At 61.5% G+C, this 14309-nt stretch carries 14 protein-coding genes; 7 read left to right on the forward strand and 7 right to left on the reverse strand.

Annotation, left to right across the window (positions count from 1 at the left end; genetic code table 11):
• The first annotated feature begins 42 nt into the window (after positions 1-42).
• From X728_RS164450 to X728_RS1000000168190, 3 genes are all read left to right on the forward strand, one after another.
• Positions 43-912 (forward strand): helix-turn-helix domain-containing protein, encoded by an 870-nt coding sequence (locus X728_RS164450; protein ID WP_023830402.1) that lies wholly within the window; start codon positions 43-45, stop codon positions 910-912.
• A gap of 268 nt (positions 913-1180) precedes the next feature.
• The gene (locus X728_RS164445) at positions 1181-1927 is read left to right on the forward strand and encodes an IclR family transcriptional regulator (RefSeq protein WP_023695200.1); all 747 of its coding nucleotides are present in this window, start codon (positions 1181-1183) and stop codon (positions 1925-1927) included.
• A gap of 22 nt (positions 1928-1949) precedes the next feature.
• Positions 1950-2180 carry a helix-turn-helix domain-containing protein gene (locus X728_RS1000000168190; RefSeq protein WP_081727322.1) on the forward strand — a complete coding sequence of 77 codons (231 nt, stop codon included), beginning with the start codon at positions 1950-1952 and terminating at the stop codon, positions 2178-2180.
• Positions 2181-2263: 83 nt separating this feature from the next.
• Here the strand turns inward: X728_RS1000000168190 and X728_RS164440 are convergent, their stop codons facing one another.
• A complete protein-coding gene (locus X728_RS164440) occupies positions 2264-2989 on the reverse strand; it encodes an SDR family oxidoreductase (RefSeq protein WP_023815155.1) in 726 nt (241 codons plus the stop codon).
• 147 nt (positions 2990-3136) lie between these two features.
• Between X728_RS164440 and X728_RS164435 the strand changes: the two genes are divergently transcribed.
• Positions 3137-4033 (forward strand): AraC family transcriptional regulator, encoded by an 897-nt coding sequence (locus tag X728_RS164435; protein WP_023686927.1) that lies wholly within the window; start codon positions 3137-3139, stop codon positions 4031-4033.
• Between the two features lie 70 nt (positions 4034-4103).
• Here X728_RS164435 and X728_RS164430 read toward each other — a convergent pair whose 3' ends face one another.
• Together X728_RS164430 and X728_RS164425 are read right to left on the reverse strand one after the other, a co-directional pair.
• The gene (locus tag X728_RS164430) at positions 4104-5123 is read right to left on the reverse strand and encodes an NAD-dependent epimerase (protein WP_032897113.1); all 1020 of its coding nucleotides are present in this window, start codon (positions 5121-5123) and stop codon (positions 4104-4106) included.
• A 31-nt stretch (positions 5124-5154) separates the two neighbouring features.
• The gene (locus X728_RS164425; protein ID WP_023830404.1) at positions 5155-6435 is read right to left on the reverse strand and encodes a nucleotide sugar dehydrogenase; all 1281 of its coding nucleotides are present in this window, start codon (positions 6433-6435) and stop codon (positions 5155-5157) included.
• A gap of 102 nt (positions 6436-6537) precedes the next feature.
• Here X728_RS164425 and X728_RS1000000170890 point away from each other — a divergent pair, with 102 nt between their 5' ends.
• The 3 genes from X728_RS1000000170890 to X728_RS164410 all read left to right on the forward strand — a co-directional run bounded on the left by X728_RS1000000170890 (position 6538) and on the right by X728_RS164410 (position 10063).
• Entirely contained in the window at positions 6538-6720 is a 183-nt protein-coding gene (locus X728_RS1000000170890; protein ID WP_023667816.1) for a hypothetical protein, read from the forward strand.
• A 179-nt stretch (positions 6721-6899) separates the two neighbouring features.
• Entirely contained in the window at positions 6900-7877 is a 978-nt protein-coding gene (locus X728_RS164415; protein ID WP_023667815.1) for a UDP-glucuronic acid decarboxylase family protein, read from the forward strand.
• A gap of 224 nt (positions 7878-8101) precedes the next feature.
• A complete protein-coding gene (locus X728_RS164410; protein ID WP_023830405.1) occupies positions 8102-10063 on the forward strand; it encodes a 3-hydroxyacyl-CoA dehydrogenase NAD-binding domain-containing protein in 1962 nt (653 codons plus the stop codon).
• Between the two features lie 8 nt (positions 10064-10071).
• Here the strand turns inward: X728_RS164410 and X728_RS164405 are convergent, their stop codons facing one another.
• The 4 genes from X728_RS164405 to X728_RS164390 form a co-directional block, all read right to left on the reverse strand.
• Entirely contained in the window at positions 10072-11343 is a 1272-nt protein-coding gene (locus tag X728_RS164405) for a cysteine desulfurase-like protein (protein WP_023830406.1), read from the reverse strand.
• A gap of 45 nt (positions 11344-11388) precedes the next feature.
• Positions 11389-12063 carry an amino acid ABC transporter permease gene (locus tag X728_RS164400; RefSeq protein ID WP_023667812.1) on the reverse strand — a complete coding sequence of 225 codons (675 nt, stop codon included), beginning with the start codon at positions 12061-12063 and terminating at the stop codon, positions 11389-11391.
• A gap of 150 nt (positions 12064-12213) precedes the next feature.
• The gene (locus tag X728_RS164395; RefSeq protein ID WP_023682726.1) at positions 12214-13011 is read right to left on the reverse strand and encodes an ABC transporter substrate-binding protein; all 798 of its coding nucleotides are present in this window, start codon (positions 13009-13011) and stop codon (positions 12214-12216) included.
• Between the two features lie 76 nt (positions 13012-13087).
• Positions 13088-14287 carry a pyridoxal phosphate-dependent aminotransferase gene (locus X728_RS164390; RefSeq protein ID WP_023830407.1) on the reverse strand — a complete coding sequence of 400 codons (1200 nt, stop codon included), beginning with the start codon at positions 14285-14287 and terminating at the stop codon, positions 13088-13090.
• Positions 14288-14309: the final 22 nt, after the last annotated feature.

Below are 14309 nucleotides of genomic sequence, written 5' to 3' on the forward strand. Positions count from 1 at the left end.
TTAGGACGTAACGGCAAAACCGATTGGACTTTTTCCGGCGCCATGAGCCTCAATTCCATCCCTGATTTCTTTGTCTATGGCGAGCCGGTGCGGCCGGTTGATGTCGGCTTCCTGCATGTCGAGACGGTGCTTGCGCGCAGCAATATTCATCTCGGCCAGGTTGCCGCGCACAAGCATCCGCAAATGGGCCAGATCACCTACTGGACCAGCGGCTCCGGCACCTACCGCATCGAAGACCAATCCTGGGACTTTTCGGCACCGGCCGTCAGCTTCGTGCCGAGCACCATCGTGCATGGCTTCTCGATCGGGCCCGGCACCGACGCCATCGTCGTTTCGGTCGCCGATGATGCGCTTGCGGCAATAGCCGCTCACAGCCTGCTGCCATTGGACCGGCCGGTCTTTGCCGATAGCCTTCCTCAGCACGTCGCGTGGAAAAGGCTTGCGGCGGTGCTGGAGATGATCGCCACGGAATATGCCGAGGCGCAGGCCGGGAGTGACAAGACCCTGCCGGCGCTGATTGCCGTCGCGCTCTCCCACGTCGCGCGTCTTGGTCCCGAGGTAATGGAAGCGACTGGCTCTTCCGATGCTGCATTGGCGCGCGGCTTGCGCCGTCTGGTCGATGCGCATTTCCGCGACAAGTGGCCCGTCGACCGCTACGTCGAGGCGCTGGCCACGACACCGCATCTTCTCGACAAGGCCGCCCATACGGTGCTTGGCAGCGGCGTCAAGCGACTCATCGGCGAGCGACGGTTGCTGGAGGCCAAGCGCTTGCTGCTGTTCACCGTGCGCACCGTCGAGGACATCGCCTACGAAATCGGCTTCGAAGATCCGGCCTATTTCTCACGCTTCTTCCGGGAGCGGGTTGGCCAGGCGCCCGCCGCCTGGCGCCGCGCGCAGCTGGGGCAGAGTTGAAGCTTCCGCGCCGGCCAGGATCAGGCGTTTGGGCCGACACGCCGGCCAGGCACGGCGCCGCCGAGTTGATCCACCTGTTGATAGGTGTTGCCGCGCAGCATCACCCCGCGCACGGCGCGGCGCATCGAGATTGATGTCGCCGCGAAACTTGCTGGTGTTTTTTGTCGCTTCCAAACGGTTCGTTATTTGAACCACCATTTTATGTGCTATGAGCGGACTGCAAGGTGGATTGGCTTCCGTCCCATGCGAAGTATTTTGAGGATGCACGATGAGCACAGTCGGCAAAGCGATATCGCTGTTGGAGCAGTTCACGCTCGGCGAACCGGAGATCGGCCTGTCCGAGCTCGCCCGCAAAACCGGCCTCGACAAGGCGACGGCGCGGCGCCTGCTGATGGCGCTGGCCGACCACCGCTTGATCGAACAGGAGCCGGCAAGCCGCCGCTACCGGCTCGGCGCCGGCCTGTCGCGGCTGGCCCGCTTTCGCGACGCGCATTTTCCCTTCGTGCGCGTGGCAGCACCTGTGGTTCGCGAGCTGGCGCTGGAAACCGGCGAGACGGTGCATCTGTCGGAATTCAGCGCCGGCGCACTGCTGACGGTCCATGTCGAGCTGTCGGCAAAGGCCAACCGGGTCAATGTCGATGTCGGCCAGGTGCTGCCCTTGCACGGCACCGCCTCCGGCATCGCCTTTCTCGCCGCTTCGCCTCGGGAAGCGGCCGAGGCCTATGTCGACAAGCCGTTGCCGACCTTCACGCCACACACGGTGACGCAGCCCGACAGGCTGATGAAGGCGATCCGGCTTGCCGCCAAGCGCGGCTATTCCTCGAGTTCCCAAGGCTATGAAGAAGGCGTGCACAGCATAGCCGCGGCAATCCTCGGCTCCGATGGGCGTCCTCTCGGTGCGCTCGCGGTGGCCTCGCCTGTGTCACGCGCCGATGACAGCATGGCAGCCAGCCAGGGCGAAGCGGTGATCCAGGCGGCGCGGCTGATTTCAGCGCGCCTGGCCGGCGAAGCCTGACATCTCTACCGTCGCAGGGGAGATGATTAGCGGGTTAAGTTCCCAGCGGCGCACCGGCCTTGCCGCGAGACCGGAATGCTTCGTCTGGGACAGGCGGCTGGAGCGCAGCAAGGAAGAATTGTTGTCGCCCGCCCGAGCGTCGCCCACGATCTCGGAAATCGCCTTTGCTTGCGGGTTCAATTCGAGTGCGCATTTTTCGCGCGCGTTCGAGAGCCGGTATGATGTGGCCCGCGGGAGTTGCGCCAGAGGCTGAGGGCGGGTGCATTAAGGGGTGGGCCGTTTGCCGATCTCGGAGAGCGCCCTAGCTCGCCGAAAGCCGGCATCCGGCAGCAAGTTCTACATATTGGCAGCGGTTGGCCGCACGATCACTTCGTTGACGTCGACGCCATCGGGTTGATCAAGCGCAAAACGGATCGCCCGTGCAATGGCGTCCGGTGTGAGCGACTTCTGCCGCCATTCTTTCAGAGCCGTGGCGACCTGAGGATCGCTGATATCGTCGCCTAGTTCGGTTGCGGTCACTCCGGGGGAGATGATCGTGGCGCGGATGTCGTCATGCTCCTGCCGCAGCCCCTCGGTGATTGCCCAGACGGCATATTTCGTGCCGCAATAGACCGCCGCGGTGGGCAGCACGATATGCGCACCGACCGAGGCGACATTGACGATATGCCCATTCTTCTGGGCGACGAAGCGCGGCAGCACCGCGGCGATCCCGTTCAGCACGCCGCCGATGTTGACATTGATCATGCGAGACCACTCATCGCGCTTCAGCGCGGCAAGCGGCGACAGCGGCATGACGCCGGCATTGTTGACCAGCACATCGATCTGCCCGAATTCGGCATGAGCGGCATCGGCAAAGGCGTCGAAATTCGCCGCGTTAGTCACGTCGAGTTCGCGCCACGCGACGCCTTTGCCTATTTCTGCGGCCAGCGCCTTGAGCCGCTCGGTGCGGCGGGCCCCGATGAACAGTCTGGCGCCGGCACCGGCAAGTTCCCGAACCGTCGCTTCGCCGATGCCGCTGGAGGCGCCGGTGATGAGTACAACCTTGTCTTTAAGTCCCGTCATGATCGTTCCTTTTTCGCTGCGGTGACGGGGAGATAGATGGCGCGAACCGGCAAAGGCCGGTAGCGTGATCGTCCAAAGAGTTTGCACGATCCTCCAAATGAACTCGAAATGCCTTGCAACATTTCGCGCCATGAAGATTTATGCGGCATGGAAAAAATCAATGAACTCGCCGAGCTGATCACCCGCTTTGCGCCGAAGTCTGGCATGGCCGGCACTGCGGTGCCGCGGCTGTCGCTCATTCGCGCCAACCAGCCCAGTGCACCCGTGCCTGCGGTCTACGAGGCGTCGCTTTGCATAATCGCCCAAGGATCGAAGCGCGTCTCGCTGGCCGACCAGAGCGTGGTCTATGACGCATCGAGCTACCTGCTCGTCTCGGTCGACCTGCCGCTGGTCGGGCATGTGTTGGAGGCGAGCCCGGCGGCGCCCTACCTCTGTTGCAAGATAGATTTTGATTCCACCGCGCTGGCCGAACTGCTTGTGAAAGAAGGACGTGCATCCCCCAGCAGGGATCTGCCGGTGTTAGCTGCCTATCCAAGTGACCCCGACCTGATTGATGCCGCCTGTCGGCTTGTCAGGCTGCTCGATCGCCCCGAGAGCATCACCGTGCTGGCGCCGCTGATCGAACGCGAAATCCTTTACCGGCTCCTCACCGGACCGCACGGTGACACGCTTCGCCAGATGGCGTCGGTGGACAGCCACCTGAACCAGGTCAGCCGCGCCATCGCCACGATCCGCAATCATTTCCAGGCACAACTGCGCATCGAAGAGATTGCGGCGGCATCGGGCATGAGCGCGTCGTCCCTTCATGCCCATTTCAAGGCGATTACGCGCATGACCCCGCTCGAATACCAGAAGCAGCTGCGCCTGCAGGAGGCGCGAAGGATTATGCTTGCCGGCGGCGCAAACGCAGGCACGGCCGGGTTCGCGGTGGGCTATGACAGCCCTTCGCAGTTCAGCCGAGAATATCGTCGCCTGTTCGGTGCGCCGCCCCGGAAAGATATTGACCGCCTTCAGGCGACACCCAGTTCGGCTGCGGCTTATTGAGTTTTCCGAGCGGCATGCGCCAGCCATGGCTGGTCAGGAGCCAGCCGCCTCCAGGTGGCGAAGCGTCCGATCATGCTCGGTAGAACTCCCGGTACCATTCGACAAAGCGCGGAACCCCCATTTCAATCGGGATTTTGGGCTTGAAGCCGGTCGCCTCCTCGAGCGAGCTGACATTGGCGAAAGTTGCCGGAACGTCGCCTGGCTGAAGTGGCCTGAGGTTGCGGTTTGCCTTGCGTCCCAGCGCGTCTTCGAGCACCTCGATCAATCGGTTCAGTTGAACGGGCGAATTGCCGCCGATGTTGTGAATCCTGAACGGGGCGTTGCTGGTCGCTGGGTCTGGCGCGACACTTTTCCACTCAGGATTGGGTGTCGCGGGTTGCTGCATGACGCGGATAATACCTTCGACAATGTCGTCGATATAGGTGAAATCCCGCTGCATGTTGCCATAGTTGAAGACCTCGATCGGCTCGCCGGCGAGGATAGCCTTGGCGAAGATGAACAGCGCCATGTCCGGCCGCCCCCACGGACCATAGACGGTGAAAAAACGCAGCCCGGTGGTCGGCAGTCGAAACAGATGGCTGTATGTGTGCGCCATCAGCTCGTTCGCCTTCTTGCTTGCGGCGTAAAGGCTGAGCGGATGGTCCGCCGGATCGTGCACGGAAAACGGCATGCGGGTGCTGCCGCCATAAATCGAACTCGACGATGCATAGACCAGATGGCCGACGGAGGCCTGCCGGCATCCTTCCAGGATGTTGACAAAGCCGCTGAGGTTGCTTTCCACATAGGCGTGCGGATTGCTGATCGAATAGCGTACGCCGGCTTGCGCCGCGAGATTGACGACAACCTCCGGCGCGGCCGAAAGGAAGAGCTCCGAAATACGGTCCCGCTCCGTGAGATCGGCATGCTCGAAACAAAAATTCGAAAACGCTTTCAGCCGCTCGAGACGAGCCTGCTTCAGGCTGACGTCATAATACTCGTTCATGGAGTCGAGGCCGATAACCTGGCGTCCTTCGGCAAGCAGCCTCAGGCAAAGATGAAACCCTATGAACCCGGCTGCGCCGGTGATCAGTATCGGCCTGCTTGATGTCACTGCATATCCTAGCGTTAATTTCAGGCGAGCTTTACAAGCTCCAGTATTTTATGTTGTCGGGAACTTCATTGGGCTTGATGGCCGACTTGACATCGAACAGTGTCCCCCCCGGCCTGATCATTTGAAAAAGACGCGCTCTTTCGTTGGTGAGATATTGCCTGTGAGGCACCGCCAGAACAAGCGCCTGCAAATCGTTTATCTCATCGAGCGGCAGGATTGTTTCGCCGTGATCACGCCGAGCGGTTTCGACATCGGCAAGGGGATCATGGACTTTGGGGACAATTCCGAACTGCCTTAGTTCCTTGACCATGTCGAAAACGCGGCTGTTGCGCAAATCCGGCACGTCCTCCTTGAATGTCAGCCCGAGAATGCCGACAGAAGCCCCTTTGACGGGCGTGTCAGAACCAATCAGCCGTTTGACAACCTGCTGGGCGACGAAGGCCCCCATGCCGTCATTGATGCGACGTCCGGCGAGGATGATCTGCGGATGGTAACCTTCGGCCTCGGCCTTGGCGGTCAAATAATATGGATCGACGCTGATGCAGTGGCCGCCGACGAACCCCGGTTTGAAGGGAAGGAAGTTCCATTTCGTCGACGCAGCATCAAGAACATCCTGCGTCCGGATATCGAGCCGCTCGAAGATCATTGCCAGTTCGTTCATCAGCGCGATGTTCAGATCGCGCTGGGTGTTCTCGATAACCTTCGCTGCCTCGGCCACCTTGATCGACGGGGCGCGGTAGACGCCGGCATCGATGATACGGCCATAAACGTTCGCGACGCGCTCCAGCGTCTCGTTATTCTCGCCGGAGACGACTTTGACGATCTTTTGCAGCGAGTGTTCTCGATCGCCGGGGTTGGCGCGTTCGGGCGAATAGCCGAGGGCAAAGTCGCGGGGATGTCGCAGGCCGGAAACCTGCTCGATGATCGGCCCACAGAAATCTTCGGTCACACCTGGATAGACTGTCGACTCAAAAACGACGACGGCGCCTTTGCTCACCGCCTCGCCGGCGAGTTCGGACGCCAGTTTCAAAGAAGCTAGATCGGGAGCGCGATTTGCGTCGATAGGGGTTGGCACGGCGACGATGAAGAAAGTAGCGCCTTTCAACATCTCCCGGTCGGTGGTCAGCCCTATCGAGGTCTCCTTGAGCGCCGTTGCGTCAACTTCCCCCGTACGATCGACGCCGCCACGCAATTCCCCGATCCGACGCTCGCTGATGTCAAAAGCTATGGTGCCGGGGAAAACCTTCCCAAAGGCAATGGCTACCGGCAGGCCGACATAACCCAGGCCGATAACTGCAATGCGTTCGGACATCCGTGGGGTTCCTCGAGCCACCTGTTGAGCCGACGTGCTTGTATGGCAGGCTGTTGGCCAATTCAACGATGCTCTATCGCGAAGAGGAATGTCTCACGAAAAATGGTCGTTGCCATTTTCATGTTGCCATCCGCCGATGCCATCGATGTTGTGGATAAAATCCAGCAGGACCGGGTTTCGAGCCACTCTCTGCTGCGGATTGGGGTGAACCGTCAGGTTCTGCCGGCCATCTACGCAGCGGCGGCCCTGACGACAGGGCTGATATTCTCTGCTGCCAATCCATAGGCCACTATCGGCCTCAATCGTGCCTTCTGATCAAACCAAATGCCCGGATCGGAATTCGCATCGGCACCGAGCGGATCTGCGAAATTTCAGTTTGGTCCTTGTGCATTGGCTGCGGACACGTCGTATCCTGCGTGTGGCGACCGATATCTGGTCGATCAGCATTTGCCTGGGAGCAGAAATTGGCCAGACTCTATGACAGCCGCAGACGCATTCTCGTTACCGGGGGCGCAGGGTTTATCGGCTCGCATCTTATTGACCGCCTGTTGGAACGAGGCGACGAAATCTTGTGTGTCGACAACCTTTTCACCGGATCAAAGCGCAATATCGACCATTTGGCCAAGCATCCCCGCTTCGAATTCATGCGCCATGACGTGACCTTTCCGCTCTACGTCGAAGTCGATGAGATTTACAACCTGGCGTGTCCGGCCTCGCCTGTTCACTACCAGTACGACCCGGTTCAGACGATCAAGACCGCCGTGCACGGCGCCATCAATGTTCTTGGATTGGCAAAGCGGCTGAAATGCAAAGTCTTTCAGGCCTCCACCAGTGAGGTCTATGGTGACGCGTCTGTGCATCCGCAGCCCGAGAGTTACTGGGGCAATGTAAACCCGATCGGGCCGCGCTCATGCTACGATGAAGGCAAACGCTGCGCCGAAACGCTGTTCTTCGACTATCACCGACAACATGGCTTGTGGGTCAAGGTCGCGCGGATTTTCAATACGTTCGGGCCGCGCATGCACCCGGCAGACGGCAGGGTTGTCTCAAATTTCATCGTGCAGGCGCTTCGTGGTGAACCGATAACCATTTTCGGCGACGGCTCACAGACAAGGTCGTTTTGCTACGTCGACGACCTGGTGAGCGGCATGCTGCGCCTCATGGATACGGGGCCGGAGGTGACCGGTCCAGTAAACATCGGCAATCCAAGGGAAGTAACGATCAGGCGCTTGGCCGAACTGACGACGCAGATGACCGGATCAGGTTCGGATATAATTTACCGCGATCTTCCGCAAGACGATCCGCGGCACCGCCAGCCCGATATCACCCTTGCCAAAAGGCTTGTCGGCTGGGAGCCGACGGTGACTTTAGAAGCCGGGCTGCAACAGACGATCGACTATTTCAAAGCCCTGCTGCCGAAGGTTTCCACAAACTCGCCTTGACCCGGCACCGCAGTGCAACCGTCAAGTCTGACCGATCACCGTCGTGGTAGCGACGCCTTTTGCAGTCGACTCCGGTAGGCTTGAAGTTTTTCGAATTCTAATTATTTTAAGCTTGAAATTATTTTGAAGATGCATGGCGCTTCATCCGTCCGAGCCGGGACACCGGCATTTGGCGGAGAGCAGAAGGAGGAGGAAGATTTGCCGTTGTTCCGGAATAAAACTCCATGAACACAGCACGATTTTCCGAGAGTGTCACAGGCAAGATCGTCGATGGCGTTCTCGTCGTCACGATCGAAAATCCGCCGGCCAACGCGCTGTCCTTCCATGTCAGGGCCGGACTGATGGCTGCGCTTGGGCGTGCGGCGTCGGATGAAGTGTCTGCCGTGGTGCTGACCGCCATTGGGCGCACCTTCATCGGTGGCGCCGATATCAAGGAATTCGGCAAGCCCGCTATCGAGCCCACACTGCCTGAAGTGATCGAAGCGATCGAGAGCTTCGCGAAACCGTTCGTCGCGACAGTTGGCGGCGCGGCGCTCGGCGGCGGCTGCGAGATTGCGCTGGCCTGCCACTACCGGGTGGCCAGCAAGGCGGCCAGCTTCGGCCTGCCCGAGGTCAAGCTCGGGTTAGTGCCTGGGGCCGGCGGAACCCAACGCCTGCCCCGCCTCATCGGCACGGTCGCCGCAATCGACCTGATCGGCACGGGTCGGCCCGCGAAAGCCGACGAAGCGCTCACTCTCGGTCTGATCGATGCCATTGCAGACGATCTTCCCGAAGGCGCGCTCGATGTCGCCCGCCGTCTCGTTGGCCAACCGTTGCGGCGCACGGGCGCGCTTTCCGTCCCACGCTCGCAACCCGAAGCCGAAGCGGCAGCCGCAAGAAAGGTGCTTTCCCGCAGCCGTGGACAGATCGCGCCTGCAGAAGCCGTGAGATTGGTCCAGGCCGCGTCCACGGCCAAACTTGAGGACGGTCTTGCGGACGAACGCGCGACCTTCCTGCGCCTCCGGGATACTCGCGAAGCGGCAGCGTTGCGCCACGTCTTCTTTGCCGAGAGGCAAGCCAGCAAAGTCGACAGGCTGGAGGGTGTCACGCCTCGCAAGGTCGAGACCGTCGGTATCGTCGGAACCGGCCTGATGGGTGCAGGCATCGCGGTCTCGGCCTTGAATGCCGGCTATCGCGTAATCGGCATCGAGCAGAACGACGACGCCGCGGCAAAAGGATACGAGCGTATCGCCGGGCTTCTCGACAAGTCGGTCCAATCCGGCCGTCTCACCGATCATGCGCGCAGGGAGGCGCTGAGCCGGTTTGAAGCGGCCAGCGACGCCGGCAGGCTGGTGCAGGCCGATCTGGTCATCGAGGCAGTGTTCGACGATCTCGCGGTAAAAACCGAACTCTTCCGGAAGCTCGAACGTATCGTCCGCCCGGACGCCATCCTTGCGACCAACACCAGCTACCTCAACCCCGACGAGATCGCCTCTGCAACCGCCCGGCCCGAACGGATCGTCGGCCTGCATTTTTTCTCCCCGGCCAACGTCATGCGGCTAACCGAAGTGGTGGATTGCGCGGCGACGGCGCCCGATGTGCTCGCCTCGGCGATCGCCTTCGTCAGGAAGCTTGGCAAGCTGCCTGTCGTGTGCGGCGTTACCGAGGGTTTTATCGGCAACCGCATCTATTCGGCCTACCGCCGCGAGGCGGAGTTCATGGTGGAGGATGGCGCAGCACCCGATGAGGTGGATGCCGCGCTGGAGGCCTGGGGCTTCCCGATGGGGATCTTCGCGGTCAACGATATGGCTGGGCTGGAGATAGCCTGGGCGCGGCGCAAGCGACAGGCGGCGATGCGCGATCCGCAAGCACGTTATGTCGAAATCGCCGACCGGCTGTGCGAGGCCGGCCACTTCGGCCGCAAGACCGGGCGCGGCTGGTACGATTATTCGGACGGCGAACGCCGGAGCGACCCGCAAGTAACGGCGCTGATCGAGGCCGTGCGAGCGGCCAAGGGCATCGTGCCGCGCCGCTTTTCGCCCGATGAGATCGTCACGCGCTTGCTGGCGGCAATGGCCGACGAGGGCAAGGCATTACTCGCCGAAGGCATCGCGGCGCGTGCCTCCGACATCGATCTGGTGATGATCAACGGCTATGGCTTCCCGGCCCACAAGGGCGGGCCGATGTTCCGCGCCGGAGACATCTGACGATCGAGCTAAGACAGCTTGGCGATGACGGCGCGCAGGGCTTCGCCGAAACGCCTGACCTCGTCGACCGTGTTGTAATGAACCAGCGAGGCGCGGATGGCGCCGCTGTCCATCGACAGGTTGAGACGCTTCATCAGCCGGGGCGCATACATATGGCCGTCGCGGATGCCGATCTGCATGTCAGCCATTTCCTCGACGATCCGCTGCGGCGACAGCTTGCCGATGTTGAAGCAGAATGTCGGCACGCGTTCGTTGATGCGGGCTTCCTCGGCGACGCCGTAGATCGTGGCATTGCATCCCTTGAGCACGGCGAGCATCTCACGCGCCAGGAGCACTTCGTAATCGCGGATGGCGCCCATGCCGGCAACGATGTTGTCGCGCCGCGAGCGGTTGTTGGAGGGCGCCAGATTGCGGCCGATCAGTTCCAGGTACTGCACTGCGGCATCCATGCCTGAGACGTTCTCGTAGATGAAGGTGCCTGCCTCGACCTTGTAAGGCGGCTCGTCGGGGATGAAATCCTCGCGGAAGGTCGGCAGCCGCTTCAGCGTTTCGAAGCGGCCCCACAGAAAGCCCATATGGGGCGAGAAATTCTTGTAGCCGGAGCAGACGAGATAATCACAGTCCCAGGCCTGCACGTCGATCAGCCCGTGCGGTCCGTAGTGCACGCAGTCAAGGAACACTTCGGCGCCGGCCGCATGCGCGATCGCGGCCACCGAAGCGACGTCGACGATCGAGCCGATCGAATGCGCGGTCACCGTGCAGGCGACGAGACGGGTGCGATCGGAAACCAGCGGCTTGAGGTCGTCGACATGCAGGTTGCCGTCCTCGCGCATGCGCCACCATTTGAACTTGGCTCCGGCGGGCTCCAGCGCCAGCCACGTGGCGATGTTGGCGTCGTGGTCCATATCGGTGATGACGATCTCGTCGCGCTCTGTGTCCTTGGTCAGCATTTGGCCGATGCCGAGGCTGACCAGGCGAATGAACGAGGTGGCGTTCATGCCGAAGCAGATTTCCGACGGACTGTAGGCGTTGATCAGCAAGGCCACGCTCGTCCGAGCATCCGCAACCGATTGGTCGACCGTGACCGAGCGCCCATAGCGACCACCACGCTGCACATTGTGCGAGACCAGGTGATTGGTCACCGCGTCGAGCACGCTCTGCGGGATCTGCGCGCCGGCGGCGTTGTCCATGAAGATGAAATCACCGGCGCGCTGCAAGGCCGGAAACATGGCGCGGATGGTGTCGACCGGAAAGCCGCCGGCGGCTTGGGAATTGCTCAACTGTATCTCCTGCGAATGGCTTGGGAAGCGGGACGGTTGATGAGGTCAGCGCGTCTTCTCGGTCTTGAAGCGGTCTTCGAGCAGGCTGACGAGGCGGACCATGGGCCAGAGGAAGATGAGATAGACCAAAGCGGCGCCGATCAGCGGCGAGGGATTGGCATAGAGCGATTGCGCGTTGGTCGCTTCCTTCAACAGTTCCGGCAGCGCAACGGTGGAAGCGAGCGACGTGTCCTTGAACATCGAGACGCAATTGCTGGTCATCGGCGGGATGACGACGCGGATCGCCTGCGGCAGCACCACCTTGCGCAAGGTCAAAAGGAAAGGCAGGCCGAGCGCCTGTGCTGCCTCGAATTGGCCTTTCGGAATGCTCTCAATGCCGGAGCGGAACACTTCTGCTGAATAGGCCGACATGATGATGGCGAACGCCGTCACGGCGGAGGCCCAGGACGACAGACGGATGCCGAGGAAGGGCAGCGCATAGTAGATCAGGATCAGCACCACCAGCACCGGCAGGGCGCGGAAGATGTCGGTGTAGCCGACCGCCAGCCAGCGCAGCGGCTTCGGCGCATAGAGCCGCAACAGGCTGATCCCCAGGCCAATGGGAATGCCGATGCCGATACTCAAAATGCCGAGCAGCAGCGTGTTCAGGAAGCCACGCAACAGCGCCGGCAGGCTGGACATGATCACGTCAGGATTGAAGAAGGTGTCGATCAGCGACATGGGAGCGTTCCCGAACCCCAGAGCAAAGGATGCTCAAGTTAAAACCAATCGACCTTGCCTCCGATGAGGCTATCCGTGTGGCAGCAGGCGCCGGAGCGTGAAATGAATCGTGCCGGCCTGGGAGCCGGCACGATTTAAGTGCATTGCCGGTCAGGCCTTGGGCAGCGGCATTTCCTTGACCGTCGAGGAATCGGCTGGCGCGTCGCTGCCGAACCACTTCTTGTGGATCGCGGCCAGCGTTCCGTCCTTCTTCATCGCGGTCAGCGCGTCGTTCAGCTTACCGAGCAGCGGATGGTCCTTGCTCATCATCAGGCCGTACTGTTCGCCGGTCTTGATGCGCTGCTTGACCTTCAGGTCCTTCATCTTGGTGAAGGAGTATTCCATGCCCGGAATGTCGCTGACGGCGGCGTCCACGCGGCCCGCGCTGAGGTCGAGCAGAAGATTCTGCTGCGTGTCATAGCCCTTCACGTCGCTGTAGCCGTCAGCCTCCTGATGCGCCTTGACCCAGGTCTCGCCGGTCGAGCCTGAAAGCACACCGACGATCTTGCCCTTGAGGTCGGCCTCGGTGTTAACAGCGCTATCGGTCTTCGTCGCAATGCCCATGTCGGAGTCATAATAGGGCTGGGTGAAGGACAGCGTTTTCAGTCGCTCCGGCGTGATGGTGATGGAGGAGATCGCGACATCGATGCGGTTGGAACTGACAGCCGCGAACAGCGCCTGGAAGCCGAGGTCGGCAATGTCGGTGGTCATGCCGGCACGCTTGGCCGCTTCGTTGACGATGTCGACTTCAAAGCCCTCGAACGTGCCGCTCTCGTTCTTGTATTCGAAGGGCGGATTGGTCGGGTAGGCGCCGACATTGAGCACATCGGCGGCAAAGGCGGTGGCCGGGCCGGCAGCGATGCCGATCGTGGCGGCGAGAAGAAGCAGGTTGCGACGAGTGAAGCTCATTTTGTGTTCCCTCTGGTTGTGATCGGGCGGGTTAGCTCCCGCACGGTTTGTTGCCGTCCCACCTCCCAGCGGGGCGTCAATTCATGGCGGCGACCATGCGCTCGAGCGCGGTCGCTATCTGGTCGCGTTCACGGCACACGCACATCCGCAGGAAGGCCGCTGCCGAATTTCCAAAGAGGTGGCCGGGAGCCAGCCCGACGCGCGCCGTCTCCAGTATCCTGGCGCAGGCCTGCCGGGCGTCGCTTTCGCCGTCCATGGCAAAGAAGGCATACATGCCTCCGCGCGGTTTCGTCGGCAGGATGATGCCGGGAATCTGGGCCAGCCTGTCATAGGCAAGGTCGAGGCCGGTTTTGATCCGCTGTCTGATCTCCTCGACCAGCGGCTCGCCTTGGCGAATGGCGGCGACAGCGCCGGCCTGGATCGGCGCGGCGGTGCCGCTGTTGATATACTGCGTCATGGCGCCAAGCTGGTCGGCTACCCCCGACGGATGCGTCAGCCAGCCGATGCGCCAGCCGGTCATCGCCCACGCTTTCGAAAAACTGTTGACCGACAGCACCCGGTCGCCATCCTCGGCGATCTGCAGGATGGAAGGCGCAACATTGCCGTCGAAATAGAGCCGGCCATAGACCTCGTCGGAAATGATCCAGATGCCGGTGCGCCGGCTGAAGTCGAGCAGCGCCTGCATCTCATCGCGCGAAGCGGTCCAGCCGGTCGGATTGGAAGGCGTCGACAGGAAGATCGCGCGTGTGCGCGCATCGCAAGTGGCGAACAGCCGGTCGAGATCGAGATGCCAGTCGCCCTTGAAGTCGAGCGAAAACGGCCTTGGCTCGCCGCCGATCAGATGGATGGCGTTGTGGATGTTGGGCCATTGCGGCGCGACATAGACGACGTTGCTGCCGGTATCGACCAGCAGTTCCAGCGCCAGGTACAGCGCCTGCATGCCGCCGGGCGTGACGGTGGTGCGCGCAATCGGGATCGACCGGCCGTGAATGCGCGTCTGATATTCGGCCAGGGCTTCGTTCAGTGGCCCATGGCCACGCATGTTAGGGACGTAGAACGTCTGGCCTTCATCGAAGGCGGCCTTCGCGGCATCGCGGATGAAGGCCGGCGTCACCATGTCGCCTTCGCCGTACCAGAGCGCGATCACGTCGCCCAGTTCTCGGGCGCGCACGGCAAGGTTGGCAATGTTTTCGGTGTGCAGGTCACGGATCTGGGCACGTACGCCGTCGAAAGCATAACGCGCGCTGGACGATGACTGGGGCAGTATGAACGACAAGGACTGAAACCCCTCCCACCCG

The organism is Mesorhizobium sp. L103C119B0, assembly GCF_000502235.1.
Taxonomy (GTDB): domain Bacteria; phylum Pseudomonadota; class Alphaproteobacteria; order Rhizobiales; family Rhizobiaceae; genus Mesorhizobium.